General features: G+C 64.8%; 17 protein-coding genes. 8 read left to right on the top strand and 9 right to left on the bottom strand.

What is annotated here, in order from left to right:
- Positions 1-841 precede the first annotated feature (841 nt).
- Positions 842-1,150, bottom strand: coding sequence for a hypothetical protein (locus ACVMB1_RS31820; RefSeq protein WP_229193518.1), 309 nt, complete (start codon positions 1,148-1,150; stop codon positions 842-844).
- Between the two features lie 467 nt (positions 1,151-1,617).
- Between ACVMB1_RS31820 and ACVMB1_RS31815 the strand changes: the two genes are divergently transcribed.
- A complete protein-coding gene (locus ACVMB1_RS31815; protein WP_307720390.1) occupies positions 1,618-2,319 on the top strand; it encodes a hypothetical protein in 702 nt (233 codons plus the stop codon).
- On the top strand, positions 2,244-2,885 hold the full coding sequence (locus ACVMB1_RS31810; RefSeq protein ID WP_307720389.1) for a S1C family serine protease: 642 nt from the start codon (positions 2,244-2,246) through the stop codon (positions 2,883-2,885). Before ACVMB1_RS31815 ends, ACVMB1_RS31810 begins: the two co-directional genes overlap by 76 nt.
- A 163-nt stretch (positions 2,886-3,048) precedes the next feature.
- Here ACVMB1_RS31810 and ACVMB1_RS31805 read toward each other — a convergent pair whose 3' ends face one another.
- Together ACVMB1_RS31805 and ACVMB1_RS31800 are read right to left on the bottom strand one after the other, a co-directional pair.
- The gene (locus ACVMB1_RS31805) at positions 3,049-3,990 is read right to left on the bottom strand and encodes a metallophosphoesterase (protein WP_076827103.1); all 942 of its coding nucleotides are present in this window, start codon (positions 3,988-3,990) and stop codon (positions 3,049-3,051) included.
- Between the two features lie 82 nt (positions 3,991-4,072).
- Entirely contained in the window at positions 4,073-5,821 is a 1,749-nt protein-coding gene (locus tag ACVMB1_RS31800; protein WP_076834849.1) for a flavin-containing monooxygenase, read from the bottom strand.
- Between the two features lie 211 nt (positions 5,822-6,032).
- On the opposite strand from ACVMB1_RS31800, the gene ACVMB1_RS31795 reads away from it, so the two are divergent.
- Positions 6,033-6,980 carry a DUF1186 domain-containing protein gene (locus ACVMB1_RS31795; protein ID WP_076834851.1) on the top strand — a complete coding sequence of 316 codons (948 nt, stop codon included), beginning with the start codon at positions 6,033-6,035 and terminating at the stop codon, positions 6,978-6,980.
- Positions 6,981-7,047: 67 nt separating this feature from the next.
- Here ACVMB1_RS31795 and recQ read toward each other — a convergent pair whose 3' ends face one another.
- On the bottom strand, positions 7,048-8,916 hold the full coding sequence (gene recQ / locus ACVMB1_RS31790) for a DNA helicase RecQ (RefSeq protein ID WP_076834852.1): 1,869 nt from the start codon (positions 8,914-8,916) through the stop codon (positions 7,048-7,050).
- 132 nt (positions 8,917-9,048) lie between these two features.
- On the opposite strand from recQ, the gene ACVMB1_RS31785 reads away from it, so the two are divergent.
- The 3 genes from ACVMB1_RS31785 to ACVMB1_RS31775 are packed head-to-tail and all read left to right on the top strand — an operon-like array spanning position 9,049 to position 13,102.
- Positions 9,049-10,392, top strand: coding sequence for a cytochrome c (locus ACVMB1_RS31785; protein WP_076834853.1), 1,344 nt, complete (start codon positions 9,049-9,051; stop codon positions 10,390-10,392).
- Complete coding sequence (locus ACVMB1_RS31780; protein WP_076834854.1) at positions 10,389-10,880, top strand: (2Fe-2S)-binding protein; 492 nt, start codon at positions 10,389-10,391, stop codon at positions 10,878-10,880. Before ACVMB1_RS31785 ends, ACVMB1_RS31780 begins: the two co-directional genes overlap by 4 nt.
- The gene (locus ACVMB1_RS31775; RefSeq protein ID WP_076834855.1) at positions 10,877-13,102 is read left to right on the top strand and encodes a xanthine dehydrogenase family protein molybdopterin-binding subunit; all 2,226 of its coding nucleotides are present in this window, start codon (positions 10,877-10,879) and stop codon (positions 13,100-13,102) included. The genes ACVMB1_RS31780 and ACVMB1_RS31775 overlap by 4 nt, the downstream gene beginning before the upstream one ends.
- Positions 13,103-13,107: 5 nt before the next feature.
- On the opposite strand, the gene ACVMB1_RS31770 is transcribed toward ACVMB1_RS31775, so the two are convergent.
- Positions 13,108-14,328 (bottom strand): DUF2235 domain-containing protein, encoded by a 1,221-nt coding sequence (locus ACVMB1_RS31770; protein WP_076834856.1) that lies wholly within the window; start codon positions 14,326-14,328, stop codon positions 13,108-13,110.
- A gap of 464 nt (positions 14,329-14,792) precedes the next feature.
- On the opposite strand from ACVMB1_RS31770, the gene ACVMB1_RS31765 reads away from it, so the two are divergent.
- Positions 14,793-15,320 carry a hypothetical protein gene (locus tag ACVMB1_RS31765; RefSeq protein ID WP_210262845.1) on the top strand — a complete coding sequence of 176 codons (528 nt, stop codon included), beginning with the start codon at positions 14,793-14,795 and terminating at the stop codon, positions 15,318-15,320.
- Positions 15,321-15,334: 14 nt separating this feature from the next.
- Here ACVMB1_RS31765 and ACVMB1_RS31760 read toward each other — a convergent pair whose 3' ends face one another.
- The 4 genes from ACVMB1_RS31760 to ACVMB1_RS31745 all read right to left on the bottom strand — a co-directional run bounded on the left by ACVMB1_RS31760 (position 15,335) and on the right by ACVMB1_RS31745 (position 19,084).
- Positions 15,335-16,711 (bottom strand): vWA domain-containing protein, encoded by a 1,377-nt coding sequence (locus ACVMB1_RS31760; RefSeq protein ID WP_057021191.1) that lies wholly within the window; start codon positions 16,709-16,711, stop codon positions 15,335-15,337.
- A gap of 6 nt (positions 16,712-16,717) precedes the next feature.
- Positions 16,718-17,665 carry an AAA family ATPase gene (locus ACVMB1_RS31755; RefSeq protein WP_021078095.1) on the bottom strand — a complete coding sequence of 316 codons (948 nt, stop codon included), beginning with the start codon at positions 17,663-17,665 and terminating at the stop codon, positions 16,718-16,720.
- Between the two features lie 300 nt (positions 17,666-17,965).
- A complete protein-coding gene (locus tag ACVMB1_RS31750) occupies positions 17,966-18,145 on the bottom strand; it encodes a hypothetical protein (RefSeq protein ID WP_307720420.1) in 180 nt (59 codons plus the stop codon).
- Between the two features lie 306 nt (positions 18,146-18,451).
- Entirely contained in the window at positions 18,452-19,084 is a 633-nt protein-coding gene (locus ACVMB1_RS31745) for an HAD-IA family hydrolase (protein ID WP_076834858.1), read from the bottom strand.
- A 134-nt stretch (positions 19,085-19,218) separates the two neighbouring features.
- Between ACVMB1_RS31745 and ACVMB1_RS31740 the strand changes: the two genes are divergently transcribed.
- Entirely contained in the window at positions 19,219-19,980 is a 762-nt protein-coding gene (locus ACVMB1_RS31740) for a S1 family peptidase (protein WP_057021193.1), read from the top strand.
- Positions 19,981-20,065: the final 85 nt, after the last annotated feature.

Genomic DNA, 20,065 nt, shown 5'->3' with positions numbered 1-20,065 from the left:
TAAATGCGGACAGCACCCCGGTTGAGATGCTGTCCCAGTTAGGACATTCGCTTGGGGAAATCAGGACACTCATTCACATATGCAAATGCCCTTCCGTACCATCGAGGTTCTAGCTCACGCGGGGGTGTCCATAATCTTTCCCTACCCCACGGGCGCTCCTCGGCCTCAGCCTCCTTGCCCGAGTGCTGGGGCCGTTTGCTTGAGTGCCGCATCGCATCTGCGATGAAACGCATGCTGACTTTCCTATGCAAATGCGGGAACAGACCTATTGGGCGCAGGGTCGAGTTCTCATGGGAATGACAATCCCTCTGGCCCCGGCGCTAGCTACGTGCCGGGGCCGCCTTATTCTCAGCGGCGCGGCAAGGCGGCTTCAGCGTTCGTTCCAACGCGCTGGGGCCGTTTCCTTGAGGGCGTCACGGGGAACAGTCTCGCTGGAAGGCCTGATTGATCGCCACTCTCTACGTAGCATCTCGGATTGGTGTGCCAGCATACGCGATTGGGCTGCGACGTTCCGGACGATGGCGCGCTCGGGAGCGAGTAGCTTCACGGCCACATCATCGCACTGTGCTGCCATCGCTCGCATCTCTTCCGACGTCATGGTGTCGTATTAGAGGGCGCTTCGACCGGGCCTGCATTTGCCTATGTTTCAGCCCCAAGCCGGGGATTGTGCCGGAGATTCAGCCGCGAGCTTGCGGAGGATGGATCGCAACCACAGGAAGGGAGGCGCCGCTCTCATTTGGCGTGACGGCTAACTCGGAAGCAGAAGTGCGCGAGCGATTTGAATCGAGCTTGCGCCGATGGATCGAGATCATAAACGGAGAGGCCGCCAACTGAGGCGGCGTTACTCAACGACGCCTTTGATATCGGACCTTCGCCGGAACAGTTTTATTTGTCCGATCAGCGGTCGGATCAGATATTTTAGAACAAGGCCGAGACCTATGATCGACACCAGGATTGGCCAGTAGGCCAAGATCGCAAGAACGGCCAACCATTCCGGGCTGCGCTGCTCCCGCCAATACACCGACGCCGCGATGACGTGGGCCACCAATAGCGCGGCCCAAATAGCAAGCGCGACGATGACGGGCTCATCGAATGTCAACGCTTCCCACGCGGCTTCACCCGGCCCTGAAGGCGCACTTTCGCTTTCCATGGCTTGGTCGACCTCCCTCAGCTTCCAACCCCTGCGATGGCGGGCTTATTCCATCGGAATGCTAAGGGGGACGGTAGCGGAGGCTGGAACTCCGTTCACCCACGGAGAACCCCGGTAACACTTCTGCCCTGTGGAGCGAGAACACTTGGCGGATTGCAAAAGCCAGAACATCTGGCGTGCGACTCAGTAGTCTTGCCGAGAACATCGGCCAAGTTACGGTTTTCGTTCGCTTAATCGGAATTAAGACACTCCAAGATTCAACTTGGGACACGGGGCTTAAATGCGGCCAGTACCTCGGTTGACATAGGAACATAATAGGAACATAGGTTCTGTAACCTGAGGGCGTGGCGATCGCCTCATCCGCGGCGGACTTGCGTGGCCGCAGGACCAAAGACCAAGCCGCGCACCACTTGCGGATGAATTTCGACGCCTCCTATGATGGGTTGTGGCTGGGGGGAGTGCGCGTCATGAGAGTTGCGATCTGGGCGGCCGTTGCGGCCGCGTGGCTGTTTGCGTCTGCAACTCCGTCGAGCGCCCGCGGTCCCTACGGCTCGATCACGGTCGGCAACTGGAAGGGCGGCGCTTTCACCAACGACAAGAATGGCGCCTTCACCCATTGCTCGGCGGGCACCACCTATCAAAGCGGCATCTTCTTCATGGTGTCGATCGCCGAGAATGGCAGCTGGCGGCTCGGCTTTGCCCATGACAGCTGGCGTCTGACGCCGGGCGAGGCCTTTCCGCTGGCGCTGACCTTTGACGGCCAGCCGGCGTTCAACGTCTACGGCATGCCGCTCGGCACCCAGCTCGTGAATGTCGAGATGCCGGTGAATTCCAGTCTAATCAACCAGTTCCGCAAGGCGCGCCAGATGACGGCATTCGCGCAGGGACAATTGTTTCAGTTCAACCTCAATCAGACCGCGCAGCTGTTGCCGGCTCTGCTCAACTGCGTCGTCTCGGTGAAGAAGAACGGCGTCTCCAATGCCGGCGAGTTCGCGGTCGCGACAAAGCCTGCGGCGGCGCCGCCGCAGCAGGCTGCAGCACCCAGCGCGCCGCGCCGGCGAAGCAGGCGAGATCGGGGACCGGCACCGGCTTTGTGGTCAGCAGCAGCGGCCACGTCGTCACCAATCACCATGTCGTCGGCGGCTGCAGCGAGATCACGGGCAACCTGAGCGGCGAGGCGCCGGTCAAGCTGCGCCTGGTGTCCGATGACGAGACCAATGATCTCGCGTTGCTGCAGGCGCCGACCCCTTTCAAGGATGTCGTCAGCCTCAGGCAAAACCCCATCCTGGTCGGCAACGGCGTAGTGGCGATCGGTTATCCCTATCACAGATTGCTGACATCCGATTTCACGGTCACCACGGGCATTGTCTCTTCGCTGAGTGGCATCCTCAACGATACCCGTCATCTGCAGATCAGCGCCGCCGTGCAGCCGGGCAACAGCGGCGGTCCGCTGTTCGACCTTACCGGCGCGGTGGTCGGCGTGGTGGCTGCCAAGCTCGACGCGGTCAGGATGGCGCGGGCGACGGGGACCATCCCGGAGAACATCAATTTCGCGATCAAGACCGGCGCGCTGCGCGACTTTCTCGACAACAGCGCGGTGGCGTACCGGACCGCCGAGTGGCGCGAGGAGATGAAGAAGGAAACCGCCGAGATTGCCAAGAATGCGCGCGGCTACACGCTGCTGATCACCTGCACGGTGAACGAGCAGAGCGCGAGTGCGAAGAAGGGCAATTGAGACCTCCGCTACGCCCTCTTCCCGTCCTTGCGGCAGGGCGACTGCATCTGGCTACCGGCCACACGTCTTTCCTTGCGACGTCCGGGCAGCCGCCGACTCCTTTGCATGGGGTTGTTTTCGATATTTTGGCAATGGGCGCCTGCGACGTACGAGCGGAGTATGCTCAACCGAGCCGCCGCAGCGTATGCACCGTGATCTCGGCCGGGCAGTTCAGCCGCACCGGCGCGAGGCTGGTGCCGGCGCCGGCCGATGTGTAGCCGGCAAGTTCACCGAACCGCCATACGCCTCGGCCCATCCGGCGCGGCAGCCGCGCCTCGAGCTTGATCGCGATGCCGCCGGGCAGGCAGAGCTGGCCGCCATGGGTATGGCCGCTCAGCATCAGGTCGAAGCCGGCTGCCGCCGCCGCGCGGTAGGATTCCGGCGTATGTGCCAGCAGGATCGAGAATGCATCGCGCGGGATCGCCGTGGCAGCCCTTGCAATGTCGTCGGTGCGGTAGAAGTGCGCGTCGTCGATCCCGGCGAGGTGGATCGTCGCGCCATCGCGCGTGATCGACTCCTGCTCATTGAACAGCATCCTGATGCCCATCGCCTCCAGCGCCGGCGTCATGCGGATGCTGTCATGATTGCCGAGGATGCCGTAGAGCGGCAGCTTGATCCGCGCGCACAGATCCCGCATCAACGCGAGGCTCGTTTCAAACGGCCCATACGTCTTGCCGCGGTAGTCGCCCGTGAGAACGCAGATATCGCAGGCGATATCGCTCACGATGTCCATCAGATGCCGCATCGCGCGTTGGCTGATGTCGGCGTGGAGATCGCTGAGCTGAAGCATGGCGAAGCCGTCGAAGGCCGCCGGCAGGCGCGCCGACGTCACCAGATTGTGCCGCACTTCGACCCTATCGGCATTACGCCGCGCGCGGCCGTGCAGGCCGGTCACCTTGAGCGCGGTCTCGATGATCCGCGGCGCCAGTTTCCAGTTCTCGACGTTGAACAGCAGCGTGCCCTGGCCGAACACCTGCTTCTCATGCGCGGCCTCGATCCCAAGCCGGCGCACGACGTGATCCGCGCCGATCCGCTCGACCAGTCCCTGCAATGCCGTGTCGGCCATCGTCCCCCGTGCGCTCCGCGATGCCAAGCGCGGACCGGCGCGACACTATCATGCGCAATCCCGGCGGGGATACCGCCGGCACTCAGACCACGGGAACCCGCTTCGCGGCGACCGCGGCCGGCGAGATCACCTCGATGTCGAGCGGTACCTGCCAGCGCTCGGTGAAGCGCACCTGCGGCGGTGCATTGCCGTTGCGCCCACCCTGCAGCACGAAGCCGTCGTAACCCGAGTTCATCACCTCATTGCACTTCTGCACATAGATCGGGAAGCCGCCGATATAGGGCATGAACACGCGGGGACGGCCCGGGATGTTGGCGCCGACATACCAGGAACTGCAGGTCGAGCGCAGCGAAACCGTTGATACGTCGTTGACATGGGTGACCCAGGCGTCCTCGTCGTCGCGGACCGCCTCGATCGTGCCGGCGCCGATGTCGCGCATATGACTGATGCAATCCGCCAGCCAATCGACATGCTGCTCGATCGCCTGGATCATGCTGGCGAGCACCGACGGGCTGCCGGGCCCGGTGATCATGAACAGGTTCGGAAAGCCCTCGGAGGCAAGGCCGAGATAGGCACGCGGGCCCGCCCGCCATTTCTCGGCCAGCGTCTGCCCGCCGCGGCCGGTGATCGCGATCTTGTCGAACGAGCCGGTCATGGCGGCAAAGCCGGTGGCGGAGACGATCGCGTCGAACTTGTATTCGGTGCCGTCGACGACAATGCCTTCCGTCGTGAAGCGATCGATCGGCGTCGTCGACACGTCGACCAGCTTCACATGCGGCAGATTGTAGGTCTCGAAATAATTGGTATCGACGCAGAGCCGCTTGCAGCCGAACACGTTTCGCGGGCACAGCAATTCGGCGGTGGCGGGATCCTTGACGATGCCGCGGATCTTCTCGCGCGCGAAATCGGCGATGGTGTCGTTGGCGGCCTTCTCGAACAGGAGATCGCCGAACGCGCCGAGGAAGGGCAGGCCGCCGCGCTGCCACGCTTCTTCGTATTGCTGCTCGCGCTCCCGCTCGCTCGCCTGCAAGGCGGGCTGGGCGTTGAACTGGAAATAGAAGCCGGTCGGGCGCGCACGGGCCTTGGCGCGCAGCTCCGGATAATGCGCCTTCGCTTCCCTCAGATATTCCGCCGACAGCCGCTCGTTCCACGCCGGCACCGACCAGGTCGCGGTGCGCTGAAACACCGTGAGCTCGGAGGCCTGCTGCGCGATGATCGGGATCGACTGGATCGCCGACGAGCCGGTGCCGATCACGCCGACGCGCAGGCCGCTGAAGTCGACACCCTCATGCGGCCATTCGCCGGTGTGATAGATCGGCCCGCGGAAATCCGCCATGCCCGGGAAAGCCGGCCGGTTCGGCGCCGACAGGCAGCCGACCGCCATGATGCAGAACTTTGCGGTAACCCTGTCGCCGCGGTCGGTCTCGATCAGCCAGGTGCCTGCCTGCTCGTCGAAGGTCGCCGCGGTGACGCGGGTGTCGAACACGATCTGGCTGCGCAGATCGAAGCGATCGGCGACGTGATTGGCGTAAGCGAGAATTTCGGGCTGCGGAGAATATTTCTCCGACCAGCTCCAGTCCTGATCGAGTTCCTCGGAGAACGAGAACGAATATTGCAGGCTCTCGACGTCGCAACGCGCGCCGGGATAGCGATTCCAGTACCAGGTGCCGCCGACGCCGCCGCCGGCCTCATAGACCCGCGCGGTGAAGCCGAGTCCGCGCAGCCGATGCAGCATGTACATGCCGGCGAACCCAGCGCCGATCACCACGGCATCGAACGTTCCGGTCTCGGCAGGGCGCACAGTTTTGCGCGCGGTGCTCTCCTGAGCCATGGGCCGTCTCTTCCCTATATCGTTATGTCTTGTCCGCGCCTCGTTGGACGCGGTAGGCAAAGATTAGGGCGAGGGCGGCGCGGCCCGCAAGCAAGCGTATTGCCGTCCAGCGAATAGCTCCTATGCTGTCTCTGGGAGAGGATGAGGGTAAGCGGTGATCGGGTAGTTGTTCTGTCGTGACCGTTCATCTGCCGGCAAAGATCGAGGTCCCATGAAGAAGGAAGAAGTAGAAGCTATCTTCGAGCGGGGCGATTTGGGGCCGATCGAAGACTATCTTGAGGCCGTCGCGACCGAGAAACAATTGCCTGCGGCCGCAGTCGGAATGTGCCTGATCAGAATGGAAGAAGCGGCCCCCGCGCTGCGCGCCATCGTCGCCCGGGCAGGGAACGGCGAGGAACTGTCCGACGATGAGGCCAGGCTGCTGTTCCGAGGTGTCTACATCCTCGGTGGAGCTCGTGACACGGATGTTTGCCGCGACCTGCTGCGACTGCTGCGCAGACCCGAAAGCGAACTTGATGACCTGTTGGGTGACTGCCTGACCGAAAGCATGGCGCGCATTGTCGCGGGTGTCTTTGACGGGGATGTCGACACCTTGTTGAGTCTGGTCGTGGATCAGTCCGTCGATCAATTTGCGCGCGAGCAGGTTCTCGCCGCGGCCACCTTCCTCACATGGAATGGGATGATCGGGCGGGAGCGCATGCAGCGCCTGCTCAAAGCATTCCACGAGCAAAACCTGGCGGATGACGAGAACCATGCCTGGTACGCGTGGCAGCAGGCAATTGCCCTCCTGGGGTTGCGCGAGCTGGCGCCCTTGGCGTATCGCGCTTTCGATGACGGGCGTATACCCGATTGGATGACAGAACGCCGCGAGTTCGACGAAATGCTCGTCGATGCCGAGCAGCGACCCGAGGAAATCGCACGATTCGAGGAAGTTGGCCTCGGCTATATCAAGGATGCGGTCCAGGAAATGGAAGGGACCGACTACGGCTACAACGAGACCTTCGACGATCTGGATGCCCCCTTTGGCGACGATCTCGATACATTGTGGAGCCACACCGAACCCGTGAGGAATCCCTTGCGCCATGTCGGGCGCAACGACCCATGCCCGTGCGGCAGCGGCAAGAAATACAAGAAATGCTGTCTCGCTGACCAGCGTTGAGCTGCGGCTCCCTCGGTCTCAGCGCCGGCCAAAGCGACTGTCGTCGCTTCGGCGTAGAGAGGACCGGTCACGCTCCTGTCGTCTTCACGATCCGGATCAGCTCGTCGCCGTAGTGCTCGAGCTTCTTGTCGCCGATCCCTGCGATGTTGCGCAGCTCGCTGAGCGTGTCCGGCCGCATCGCGGCGATGCCGTCGATGGTGGAATCGTGCAGCACGACATAGGCCGGCACGCCGCGCTGGCGCGCGACATCCGAGCGCCAGGCGCGCAACGCCGCATGCAACGCGGGATTTGCGGCGCCACCCGGGCTGTCGGCCGCGGGCACAAGCTCGCCGCGGCGCGACTTGCCGCGGACCGCGCGGTTGCGCGCGCCCTCCGGCTGCTCACGCAGCATCACCGCGGTCTCGCCCTTCAGCACGCCGCGGGCGCTGTCGGTCAGAACAAGCGCGCCGAAGGCATCGCTGTCGGCGCGCAGATGGCCCATCGCCACCAGCTGGCGCAGCACCGCGCGCCATTGCTTCTCGTTGAGCTCGCGGCCGATGCCGAACACCGACAGCTGGTCGTGGTTGAACTGCTTGACCCGTTCGGTCAGCCGCCCGACCAGCACGTCGATCAGGTGCATGGCGCCGAAACGTTGGCCGGTGCGGTAGACGCAGGACAGCAGCTTTTGTGCAAGCACCTTGCCGTCGCGGACGCGCGGCGGCGTCAGGCAGTTGTCGCAATTGCCGCAGCTATCCTCCGCGCGGGTCTCGCCGAAATAGCCGAGCAAGCGCTGCCGGCGGCAATGCACCGTTTCAGCCAGCGCAACCAGCGCGTCGAGCTTGCCGACCGAGACGCGCTTGAAGGCGTCGGAGCCGGTCGATTCATCGATCATGCGGCGCTGCTGCACGATGTCGGACAGGCCGTAGGCCATCCATGCCGCCGACGGCTTGCCGTCGCGGCCGGCACGCCCGGTCTCCTGGTAGTAGGCTTCGATGCTCTTCGGCAGATCGAGATGCGCGACGAAGCGCACATCGGGCTTGTCGATCCCCATGCCGAAGGCGATCGTGGCGACGATCACGAGCCCGTCCTCGTTGAGGAAGCGGTCCTGGTGCCGGGCGCGCACGCCGGCATCGAGCCCGGCATGATAGGGCAGTGCCGGAATGCCGGCCTCGCTGAGCGCCGCCGCGACGTCCTCGACCTTGGCGCGGGACAGGCAATAGACCACGCCGGCGTCGCCGGCATGCCGCTCCTTGATGAAATTCTTCAGCTGCGTGGTCGCATTCTGCTTGTCGACGATCTCGTAGCGGATATTGGGCCGGTCGAAGCTCGCGACGAATTGCGGCGCGTCGGTAAGCTGCAGCCGCTCGGCGATCTCCCTTCGGGTCAGCGCGTCCGCGGTCGCGGTCAGCGCGATGCGCGGCACCTTGGGGAAGCGCTCGGCGAGTGCGGACAGGCCGATATATTCCGGGCGGAAGTCATGGCCCCATTGCGAGACGCAATGCGCCTCGTCGATCGCAAACAGCGCGATCTGCGCCTGGCCGAGCAGATTGAGGCAGCGCGGCGTCAGCAGCCGCTCCGGCGCCACATAGAGCAGGTCGAGATCGCCGGCGAGCAGCCGCCGCTCGACCTCGGAGGCTTCCTCATAGGACAGCGTCGAGTTCAGCACCGCGGCGTTGACGCCGGCTTCAGTGAGGCCCGCGACCTGGTCGCGCATCAGCGCAATCAAAGGTGATACCACGATGCCGCAGCCGTCGCGCAGCAGCGACGGCAATTGGTAGCACAGCGACTTGCCGCCGCCGGTCGGCATCAGCACCAGGCAATTGCCGCCATCGGTGACGTGACGGATGATGTTTTCCTGCGCGCCGCGGAAGCCCGACAGGCCGAACACGGAACTGAGCACGGACAGCGCATCGCGAGACGGGGCGGAGGCGCGATCGAGGGCGGGCTGGGCGGTCATGATCCCTTGCGCGATCCCTTTGGGATTTTCCAGGATTCCTTGAGGTCAACAGGCGGTGATCGAGGTCTTCTGGCCGAACGATACCGGAATGAAAGGTGTTAATACACGTCCCAACAACAAACTCAATTCAGCATGACTGGTCAGCTGCGGATCATCACAGGCATTGCCGCGATCGTGCTGGTCGCGGGCGCGGCGGCAGCCTTTGCCGTCGCCTGGCGGCCGCAGATTGCCGCGATTGCGCCGCCGCGGGCCGATACCTTCGACCCTGATGTGGTCAAACGCGGCCGCGAACTCGCCGCGATCGGCAATTGCAACACCTGCCACACCGTGCAGGGCGGCGCGACTTATGCCGGCGGGCTCCCGGTTCCAACGCCGTTCGGCATCGTCTTCTCATCCAACATCACGCCGGATGCCGAAACCGGCATCGGGCGCTGGCCGGAGGAGGCGTTCGTCCGCGCGATGCGCTCGGGCGTGGCGCGCGATGGCCAGCATCTCTACCCGACCTTTCCTTATGACCATTTCACCAACGTCTCGGATGCGGACGACCGGGCACTGTATGCGTTCCTGATGACGCGGCAGCCGGTCCACGCGTCGCCGCCGGCGAATCAGCTTTCGTTCCCGCTCAACTATCGACCGCTGATTGCAGGGTGGAAGCTGCTGTATCTGCGCAGCGGCGATGCCCCTCAGGACTCGGCGAAGGGCGCGGAATGGAACCGCGGCGCCTATCTGGTGGAGGGGCTCGCGCATTGCGGCGCCTGCCACACGCCGCGCAACGCGCTCGGCGCCGAGCGGCTGAATGCGCAGTTCGCCGGCGGCGAGGTCGACAATTGGCACGCCTACGCGCTGAACGACACCTCGCACGCCCCGGTGCGGTGGACCGCCGACGCGCTCTACGCCTATTTGCGCCACGGCTGGCAGGCCGATCATGGCACCGCGCGCGGGCCGATGGCTGAAGTGGTCGGCAATCTGGCGACGGTGCCCGACAGCGACGTGCGGGCCATCGCCGTGTACATGGCCGATATCTCGGGCACGCCGGCGCCGGATCGCAAGCGGCCGGCCGACGTCGTCGCACAATCGTCTTCCGATGATGCGGCACAGACCCATGCGGCCGGCGCGGCGATCTATGCCGCGGCGTGCGGCTCCTGCCATGAGGGTAGCCGGACGCTGCCCTATGGCGGCGTCAATCTCGCGCTCAGCACGGCGATCGCAAGCCCCGACCCGCGCAATCTCCTCAATATCGTGCTGTCGGGCGTCGGCGCCGTCGAAGGCGAGCGCAGCCCGATCATGCCGGGCTTCGCCAGCAGCATCGATGATACGCAGATGGTCGCGCTCACGGCCTATCTGCGCGAACGGTTCGGCAAGCGGCCGGCGTGGGCCAATCTCGACAAGGCGGTGCGCGATGCGCGGGCGGTGCAGGCCACGTCGCTTGCGGCGCGCGACACGCCAGCGGAATCCAGACAGCGAGGCAAGCCATGATGACATTGAAGGTCAATGGCAGGGATCATCAGGTCGATGCGGAGCCGGATACGCCGTTGCTCTATGTGCTGCGCAATGATCTGGCGCTCAATGCCGCCAAGTTCGGCTGCGGGCTCGGGCAATGTGGCTCCTGCACGGTGATCGTCGACGGCAAGGCGGTGCTGTCCTGCGTCACGCCGCTGGTCCTGGTCGAGGGCAAGCAGGTGACGACGCTCGAAGGGCTCGGCACCGTGGCCGCGCCGGCGCCGATCCAGCGCGCCTTCATGGAGGAGCAGGCGGCGCAGTGTGGCTACTGCATCGCCGGGATGATGATGCGCGCGCAGGCGCTGCTGATGCGCAACCCGAAGCCATCGGATGCGCAGATCCGCGCCGAGCTGGAGCCCAATCTCTGCCGCTGCGGCACCCATATGCGCATCCTGCGCGCGGTGCACCGCGCCGCCAGGTTGATGGATACGGCCGACGCCGCAAGCGACAGGAGCGTCCGATGACCGCGCCGGTAATTCTCGATCGCCGCAGCGTGCTGGCCGGCGGCGGTGCGCTGATTGTCAGCTTCTCGCTGCGCCATGCGGTGGCGCAGGAGCAGAAGGCTGCGCAGGGCCCGGCGTTGCCGGGCAGCCTGGCCAAAACGCCCAATCTGGATTCCTGGATCCGTATCGATGCCAATGGCCAGGTCACGGCCTTCACGGGCAAGGCCGAACTCGGCCAGGGATTCCGCACCGCGTTCCAGCAGATTGCGGCCGAGCAGCTCGATATTCCCTTCGATGCGCTGAAGGTGATCACCGCCGACACCAAACTCACGGCGAACGAGGGCTACACGTCCGGCAGTCATTCGATGCAGGACAGCGGCACGGCGATCCTGCATGCCGCGGCGCAGGCGCGCATGTTGCTGGTGGCCGAGGCGGCAAAGCGTTTCGGCTTGCCGCCCGACGGCTTGCGAACCGAGAATGCGGCCGTCATCGCTCCCGATGGCCGGCGTCTGGGCTATGGCGAGCTTGTCGCCGCGGACATGTTGCACGTCCAGGCGCAACCGACATCGAGCCTGAAGGATCCGGCGAGCTTCAAGGTGATGGGCCAGCCGGTGCCACGCGTCGATATTCCGGCCAAGGTCACGGGCGGCGCCGCCTATGTGCAGGACATGCGGCTTCCCGGCATGGTGCATGCGCGCGTGGTGCGCCCGCCGAGCTACGGCGCGCAGCTCGTGGAATGCGACACGGCCGCGATCGAGAAAATGCCCGGCGTGATTCAAATCGTGCGCGACGGCAACTTCCTGGCCGTGGTGGCGGAGAAGGAATTTTCGGCGGTCAAGGCCATGCACGCGCTGGCCGCCGCGGCGAAGTGGCGGGAGAGCGCGAAACTGCCGAACCAACACGATCTGGCCAACGTGCTGACCACGCTGCCCTCTCAGGATTTCGCGATCTTGCAGCGTAGCGATCCCACGGTGAGCGGCGCGCGGTCGCTCGAAGCGACCTATGCGCGGCCTTACCAGTCGCACGGCTCGATCGGGCCGTCCTGCGCGGTCGCGCAATTCGTCGACGGCGCGATAACGGTGTGGACGCACACGCAGGGCGTCTATCCCGACCGGCAGGCGATCGCCGAGATGCTCGGCATGACGCCCGCCAGCGTCCGCCTGATCCATGTCGAAGGCTCCGGCTGTTACGGCCACAATGGCGCCGACGATGCCGCGGCCGACGCCGCGCTGATCGCCCGGGTGCTGCCAGGGCGCCCAATTCGGGTGCAGTGGATGCGCGAGCAGGAGCACGGCTGGGAGCCGTATGGTCCGGCGATGGTGACAAAATTGAGCGCGTCACTCACGGCCGACGGCAAGATCGCCGACTGGAATTTCGCGGTGTGGAGCAACACCCATTCGATGCGGCCGGGCGGCGCCGGCGCGCTGCTTGCGGCCCAGCACATGGCGCGATCATTCGCGGTGCCCGCACCAAAGCCGTTGCCGTTGCCGGAAGGTGGCGGCGATCGCAACGCGATTCCGATCTACAATTTTCCGAACGCGCATGTGATGCATCACTTCATCCCCGCGATGCCGCTGCGGATCTCCGCGATGCGCGCGCTCGGCGCCTATCACAACGTGTTCTCGACCGAGAGCTTCATGGATGAACTGGCCGCTCTCGCCGGCGCCGATCCGGTCGAGTTTCGGCTCAGGCATCTCGACGATCAGCGGGGCCGCGCGGTGGTCGAGAAGGCCGCGGAGGAATTCGGCTGGACGCGCGGACAGCAGCCGCCGCGAAATCGCGGCTACGGCTTCGCTTTCGCGCGCTACAAGAATCTCGCCGCCTATTGCGCCATTGCATCCGAGGTCGAGGTCGATCGCGAAACCGGGCGGGCCCGGCTGGTGCGCGCGGTCGCCGCCGTCGACGCCGGCCAGGTCGTCAATCCGGACGGCATCACCAACCAGATCGAGGGCGCGATCGTGCAGTCGACCAGCTGGACGCTCTATGAAAGCGTCACCTTCGACGAGACAAGGATCACCAGCATCGACTGGCAGACCTACCCGATCCTGCGCTTCAATGCGGTGCCCGACAGTATCGCCGTCCACATCATCAACCGCCCCGGCCAGCCGTTCCTCGGCAGCGGCGAGACCGGGCAGGGCCCGGCCGCCGCCTCGCTCGCCAATGCCATCGCGCATGCAACCGGCAAGCGGCTGCGCGAGCTGCCGCTCAGCCGCAAACGGATCAAGGACGCGATCGACGCGTAATGCGGTCAAGCCGTTGCAGCGGGGGGAGCCGGGGGCGGCGTCATCGGCTCGACGTTGTAGGTCATCGGCATATTGATCGGCTTGTAGGCCGGATCCTTCTCCATGCGCTCCAACACCGAGGCATGGATGGTCGCGCCGTCCGCAATCGGCCGCGGCTCGCCGCGCGGCAGATAGAAGCCGAGGAAGGATTTCCGCTCCGACCATTCCTTCCATTTGTCGCTCTTCGGAATCCATTCCAGGATTTCCCAGGCGGCGGTCAGCGAATTGTGCAGCGGAGCGGTCGCGCTCGGCGGCACATATTCGTGCTTGTGCGGCGGCAACGGCATCCCCCAGGCGAGATGATCGATCAGCGCCTGATCCATGTGCAGCCCGGCTGCCTTGGCCTGCTCGAGCATCCAGATCAGCGGAAACTTCGACGGCCCGCTCTGGTCTTCCGGATAGCCGCCGCCGACGTCGGAGTGCACGCCGGCAAACCAGACCTGGCGGATGTCCTGCTCCAACTCCGTTGCCGGATCGAATGGATCCGAGCGAAATTTCTGCGGCTCGATCCAGCGATTGAGTCGGAACATGCGCCTGCGCTCGTCGATCGAGATCGCCTGGCGGAACCGTTTGACGCTGGAATTGGTGCGGGTGAACAGCAGCGTCTGCAAGTCGAACAGGAAATTGTCCTGTCGCGGCACGATGATCGAGGCCACGGTGTCCCAGACCCCGACGAACTCGATATCGATGTTGCGGCCGCCGGCAATCTGGCTGAAATGCCAGGCCTCCTTCAACGGAGCATAGTCGAACGAGCCGTCGGACTTCTGGGCGTCGGAGCTGGCTTTCTTGTAGGTGCCGAAGGCGTAGCTCGCGAGGTCGAGCTGGTCGACGGGCAGCAGGCCCATCACATGGACGAAGGCCGCGAGCACGCGCACCGTGTAGGCACCGCGGCTGAAGCCGAACATCCAGACCCGGTCACCGGGCTCCCAGGTTCGGCACAGGAACAGGTAGGCGCCGAGCGTGTCCTGGTCGAGACCGGCGCCGAAGGCCAGCCCGAACAAGCCGCGCATCTGCTGCTTGAAGCGGCCCCAGGCGTTTTGCAGGCCGATGGTGCCGAGGCCGGGATGATAGTAGATTCGCTGCCGGTCATTCTTGTCGGCGACGCGGAACAGCTTCAGCACGTTGGAAATATTGTCACCGATCTCGTTGCCGGTGCCGTCGCAGCAAATCACAATATCCTTCGGCATCCGTTGCCCTCGCGGCCGCCGTGAAAATTCGCAGCCTCTATGTACGGCAGAATGCGGTGAAAATTCAATCTCCAATTGAAGACGGTTCTGTGGCGGCGGCGTGACCGCCGGTGGTGCCGGGTAGCGAAGCGCGATGCGCGCCGGCGTTGCCTGCCGTTGGCTTTCGAATTCAATCTCGCCACAGCCGGCCAAAGCTGCGCCAAGGACGGCATCGCTTCAGCTCGCCGATGCCCGGCCGTGACGGAGTGTCCGTGAGAGACCCAATTGCGTTCGCGATGCTTTGGGCCAGCCGCCAATGGCGCTCTCAAAATTCAATTGCAACACTTCGGAAAAGATGGAAATCTGCTCGTCGATCATTGCTATATGCGTCGACATTTTCTCCCTTTCAGGGACTCCGCGGTGCACGCGATCATCTTTCCTGCGGCTTCCCGCAGCTTCCTCAGCAGCAACAGGAACAGGTCGGCATGAGCCCTCAAGCTCTCGTGACGGCCATTCTCTTGGGACTTGTGGTGGTGGCGTTCGGGCTGTTCTGGTGGGTCGGCAGCTATTCCGATCGCGTGTTCGCAAGCAGGTTCCGCACCCGCTTTCCGGAGAAGACGCTGAGCTACACCGGCGACCAGCTCGGCGAGCTGGTGCAGTCCGATCTGCGGATGAAATATGTCTTTCCGATCCTGTTTCCGCTCGACCTGATCGTCATGCTGGCGCTGGCGGGTGCGATGGGGGCGGCGTCATCGCACTGGCTCAGCCGGATCTACCCGTCCGCTGCGTGGCTCGGCCTGGTCGTGCCGGCGGTGTACCTGCTCAGCGACCTGATCGAGGATTGTCTCCTGGTATGGCTGCTGCTGCACGGCGACCCGCATGCGGCGGCGCGGTCTGTCTCGATCCTGAAGGCGATCACGACGATCAAGCTGGTCGGCATCTTCGCCTCGATCGCTCTGACATTGGCTGCGTTCGTCGGGTGGCTGTTCCACGGCGAGTCGCTTGCCATCTAAGTGCGGCGGGCGGCCTATTGATAGGTCGCGACGATATCCGACACGGCACGCTCGAGCTGCTGCGCGGTCGCGCACTGCCGCAACACGCTGCAGAAGGTCGCGTAGCGCGGCATCTCGGAATCGCCAAAACCCCAGACCATGCGGCCCTCGGGATTGAGCCAGACCAGCCGTTTGGAGCGCTCGCCGATCCGGCGCAGGATGTCGGCGCGCGGATCGAGGTTGTTGCTGCGGGCGTCGCCGAGCACGATCACCGTGGTCTGCGGCGTGATCGCGCTCATCCAATTGTCCTCGAAATCGGCGAAGGAATTGCCATAATCGGATGAGCCGAAGCCGACCTTGGACATGATCTCCTTCATCGCCTCTTCCGGCGATTTCGATTCCAGGATGTCGCTGACCTCGATCAGGTGGCCCGAGAAGGCGAACGAGCGGACGTCGTCCACCACTTCGTGCAGGCTGTGGATCAGGAGCAGGAAGAAGTCCGAGACGCGGGCGACCGAGCCCGAGACGTCGCATAGCGCGACGATCTTCGGCCGGTCGCGATGCTTGCGCTTCCACGCTGTGAGGAAGGGGACGCCGCCCCAGGCTGCGTTGCGGCGTAGCGTGCGGCGGACGTCGAGATGACCGCGGCGCTGGCGCTTGCGCGGCTTGGAATAGCGCTCGCGCAGCCGGCGCGCGATCTGGCGGATCAGCGCGCGCATCTGCTCGACCTGCCGCGGCTCGATCCGCGCCAGCGGCGCGTTGCGCAGGATCTCGTTGCGCAGATTCTCCGCTTCCTCGCGCCCGTAGAGCAGCAGGGCCTGCGAGACCGCATCGCGAACGGTGCCGCGCAAGCCGTTGAGCGCCTCCTGCAGCCGTTCGGCGAGCGCGGGATTGCGCGTGGTCTGGTCGTCGATGTCGTCGCGCAGGCGCTGGATCCCCATCGCATCGAGGATGCGGGTCTGGAAGATGCCGCGCTGGGTGAAGTAGCGGATATCCGGCAGCGAGGCGGCGCCGGAGGCGTTGGCGATCGCGCTCGATATCGCGGAGCGATCCTGCGACAGCAGCATCTGCGCCAGCGGCCCGACGTTCTCGCTGGCGGCGCCGCCCGACGCATCGCCATGCTCGTCGGCCGATGGGTTGGCACCGGATTCGCTGCCGTCGTCGGTCTTGCTCTGCTCGGCGTTCTCCTGCTGCGGCTCGGGCTGGCTGAAGAACAGGTCGAAGCATTCGCCGAGCGCGCGCTTCTCGTCCTGGGTCTTGGCCAGCGTCAGCAGGAAGGTGTCGCGCAGGATGTCGCGATCGGCAAAGCCGACCTGGGCGACCGCCCGCATCGCATCGATGCTTTCGGCGGGCGAGACCCGGACCCCGGCTCCCCGCGCCGCACGAAAGAAGCGATGCAGGTTCTCGCGCATCTTGGTTTAGCTGAACACGCCCTGGCGCGACGCCTTGGCGATGAAGGACGAAATCTGCGGTGTCGCGGCCTCGATATCGGCCTCGTATTTCAGGAGCACGTTGAGCGTGTCCTTGACGATCTCGTGGTCGAGCTCGCTGGCCTGCAGCAGCACCAGCACGCGCGCCCAGTCGATCGCCTCGCTGACCGAGGGCAGCTTCTTCAGGTCGAGCGAGCGGATCTCGTGGATGAAGCCGACCATCTGCTTGCGCAGCGTCTGCGAGATGCCGGGCACCCGGCTCTCGACGATGCGCTCCTCCAGCTTCTGTTCGGGGAAGCCAATGTGCAGATGCAGACAACGCCGCTTCAAGGCATCGCCAAGATCGCGCTCGCTGTTCGAGGTCAGGATCACGGTCGGCGGCGCCACTGCGGAGACGGTCCCGAGCTCGGGGATCGTGACCTGGAAGTCCGAGAGGATTTCCAGCAGCAGCGATTCGAATTCGGCATCCGACTTGTCGATCTCGTCGATCAGGAGCACGCAGCCGGCCGGCTGCTCCAGCGCCTGCAACAGCGGCCGCGGCTCGACGAACTCCTTGGAGAAGAACACATCGCCGAAGGTGTGGAGCTGGTCGAGCGCAGCCGCCAGCGACTGCGCGCCGCCGAGCACCTCGCCGAGCTTGTCCTTCAGGATCTGGGTGTAGAGCAGCTGCTTGGCGTATTTCCACTCATACAGCGCCTTGGCCTCGTCGAGGCCCTCATAGCATTGCAGGCGGATCATCTTCATGCCGCGCCATGCGGCGATCGCCTTCGCCAGCTCGGTCTTGCCGACGCCGGCAGGGCCCTCGACCAGGATCGGCTTCTCGATCTGCTGCGACAGATAGACCGCGGTCGCGATCTGCCGGCTCGCAATATAGCCTTGCGCGGCGAGGCCGCTTTCCACGGCCTCGATCGAGGCGGTGGGCCTGGTGTCAGCCACGAGGATCAGCTCCGAATTTGCCTTGAACTCGGACCTGTTCTGCGCCCGTTGCGGACAAAGCACAAGGCTCGTTTGGCCCGCATAGCGCATGGTTCCGGGTATTTCCGCCAAACGCAATACGGGCTACGCTTGTTAGCGTGTAGTTCGAACCTCCCCTTGAAAAGAGGAGGTCGCTTTGCTCGCCAGAGCAAAGCGGGTGGGGATCTACTCTCTCCATCAACGCCGGCGTCTGCGGCTGACCCCCATCCCGACCTTCCCCCTTTCAGGGGGAAGGAGAAGAATCTCGTAGCCCGGCTACCGTCAACCCGCGCAGCTCTTCACGAAATCCTTGCGCTGCGGGCCCGTGATCTTTTGGTCGATGGCCTGCTTCAGGCAGTCGAGCCGCGCCTGCGCCATGCAGAGCTGCATCTGGTCGTGCCGCTCCTGACCCTTCAGCGCCTTCGCCGCGCTCTGGCAGGCCGCGCGCTTCGCGCCGGGCACGGGCGCCGCCGTCGACGCGCTCTGTTGCGCGGGAGCTGCCACCGGCGCTGTTGTGGGGGCTGGTGTTTGTCTGCGCGAGCGCTGCGACCGGGATCAGCAGCGAACCAGCGGAGACAAGGGCGACGACAAGACGTTTCATGGGAAGTGCCTCCGCGAGGCATGATCCGGAGAAGTGGACGTCGGTTTTCCGGAACGTCATGCTCAGAGCAGGAAAGGGGTCACGATGCGATCGCGCCGTGACCCGAGGGGAGGCCGACAATTAGAAGCCGCCGCGTGAATGCGGCATGAACAGGCGCGTAGCCCGCTTCACCTCAGCGTGAGGCCGGTCGCGGCTTCAAGCTCGCCGATCGCCTGCGCGGCATTCGCGACCTTGATCGTGGTCATGCCCATCTCGCGCGCCGGCTTCAAATTGACGCCGAGATCGTCGAGATAGACGCAGTTCTTCGGGTTCACCTGCAGCGTCTCCACCATCATCTGGTAGATCCGTGGGTCGGGCTTGCGCAGGCCGATCTTCGCGGACTCGATGACGTGATCGAACAGCGCCATCACCTCGGCGACGTAGAGCGTGCGTCCGCCGCGGCTGCCGATCGCGTTCGCCGGCAGGTTGTTGGTGATGCAGCCGGTCTTGAATTTCGCCTTGATGCGCTTCAGCGCCTCGACCATCTCGGGGCGCAGGTCGCCCGAGAGCAGCGGCAGCACGTCCTTGCCGCGCACCTCGGCGCCGAGCGCCTTCGATTCCGTGGCGAACAGCGCGTCGAACGCGTCGATATCGATCTCGGCGCGCTCGAACTTGGCCCAGGCGTTCTCGAGATGATTGGCGGCGTTGGTGCGGCGGATGATGTCGATCGGCAGGCCGCGCTCGGTCTCATAGCGCGCGAACGCCTCGAACGGCGAGGTGGTCAACACGCCGCCGAAATCCCAGATCACTGCCTCGATCATGCTTTCCTGCCCAATGATGCGTTGCTTGAGGAGCGGCTAACACGGATCGCAGACCGGGACCAGCCCGATCCGGCGCTTGTTCGATGCTCGTTCGGTGCTTGGCGACCCGCGCGGAGCGGGCTATTGCTTCGCCGATGAAGACATCCCGCCTGATCCTCGCCGTTCTCGTGTCGCTGGTCTGCCCTCCGGCTTTCGCCATCGTCGGCGGCGGCGCGCCGTCGACGGATGGCGTTGCGCGCTCCGTCGTCACGATCGTTGGCTCGCGCGGCAATTTCTGCACCGGTGCGCTGATCGCGCCGAAGGTCGTGCTGACCGCGGCGCATTGCGTGCAGCCCGGTGCCGATTACAAGATTGTCGAATATGGCGCGGACAGGCAGCCGAAGCTACAGGACGTCAGGACGGTTGCGATCCATCCCGGCTTTCGGATGCAGGCGATGACCAATCATGTCGCGACCGCCGATGTCGCGCTGCTGCAGCTCGCGGCGCCGGCCGCAGGCAAGGCGCCGGCCGCGCTCGGCATGCCAAACATTCCGATCCAGGTCGGCGGCCGCTTCACCATCGCGGGCGTCGGCGTCACCGTGCGTGGTGACGGCAAGAGCGGCGGCGCCACCCGCGTCGCCGGCCTGATCGCGAGCGGCAAGCCCGGCACGTTGCAGATCCGTCTCGTCGATCCGGTCGGGCAGGGCGTGCGCGACGGGCTCGGGGCCTGCACCGGCGATTCCGGCGCGCCGGTGTTCGAGGACAAGCAGGGCGGTCCCGCAATCGTCGGCGTGGTGAGTTGGTCGACGGGACCGAACGGCGCCGCCGGCTGCGGCGGCATCACCGGCGTGACGCCGCTGACACTCTATCGCGACTGGGTGATGCAGACCGCGCGGCAATGGGGCGCGAGCTTTTAGAGCGTTTTCGAGCGAAGTGGATACCGGTTCGCGTGAAGAAAACGCGTCAAAACAAGAATCTAGAGCGGTTTCCAGTTGAGGTGAA

This window comes from Bradyrhizobium sp. USDA 4504 (genome assembly GCF_054063995.1).
Note: the sequence above shows the minus strand (reverse complement) of the source record. Positions and strands in the feature narration are given on the sequence as shown.

Bases quoted from the DNA above. Each gene is read 5' to 3' on its own strand.
- ACVMB1_RS31820 (WP_229193518.1), bottom strand. From the start codon at position 1,150: ATGGAAAGCGAAAGTGCGCCTTCAGGGCCGGGTGAAGCCGCGTGGGAA.
- ACVMB1_RS31815 (WP_307720390.1), top strand. From the start codon at position 1,618: ATGAGAGTTGCGATCTGGGCGGCCGTTGCGGCCGCGTGGCTGTTTGCG.
- ACVMB1_RS31805 (WP_076827103.1), bottom strand. From the start codon at position 3,990: ATGGCCGACACGGCATTGCAGGGACTGGTCGAGCGGATCGGCGCGGAT.
- ACVMB1_RS31800 (WP_076834849.1), bottom strand. From the start codon at position 5,821: ATGGCTCAGGAGAGCACCGCGCGCAAAACTGTGCGCCCTGCCGAGACC.
- ACVMB1_RS31795 (WP_076834851.1), top strand. From the start codon at position 6,033: ATGAAGAAGGAAGAAGTAGAAGCTATCTTCGAGCGGGGCGATTTGGGG.
- recQ (WP_076834852.1), bottom strand. From the start codon at position 8,916: ATGACCGCCCAGCCCGCCCTCGATCGCGCCTCCGCCCCGTCTCGCGAT.
- ACVMB1_RS31785 (WP_076834853.1), top strand. From the start codon at position 9,049: ATGACTGGTCAGCTGCGGATCATCACAGGCATTGCCGCGATCGTGCTG.
- ACVMB1_RS31780 (WP_076834854.1), top strand. From the start codon at position 10,389: ATGATGACATTGAAGGTCAATGGCAGGGATCATCAGGTCGATGCGGAG.
- ACVMB1_RS31775 (WP_076834855.1), top strand. From the start codon at position 10,877: ATGACCGCGCCGGTAATTCTCGATCGCCGCAGCGTGCTGGCCGGCGGC.
- ACVMB1_RS31770 (WP_076834856.1), bottom strand. From the start codon at position 14,328: ATGCCGAAGGATATTGTGATTTGCTGCGACGGCACCGGCAACGAGATC.
- ACVMB1_RS31765 (WP_210262845.1), top strand. From the start codon at position 14,793: ATGAGCCCTCAAGCTCTCGTGACGGCCATTCTCTTGGGACTTGTGGTG.
- ACVMB1_RS31760 (WP_057021191.1), bottom strand. From the start codon at position 16,711: ATGCGCGAGAACCTGCATCGCTTCTTTCGTGCGGCGCGGGGAGCCGGG.
- ACVMB1_RS31745 (WP_076834858.1), bottom strand. From the start codon at position 19,084: ATGATCGAGGCAGTGATCTGGGATTTCGGCGGCGTGTTGACCACCTCG.
- ACVMB1_RS31740 (WP_057021193.1), top strand. From the start codon at position 19,219: ATGAAGACATCCCGCCTGATCCTCGCCGTTCTCGTGTCGCTGGTCTGC.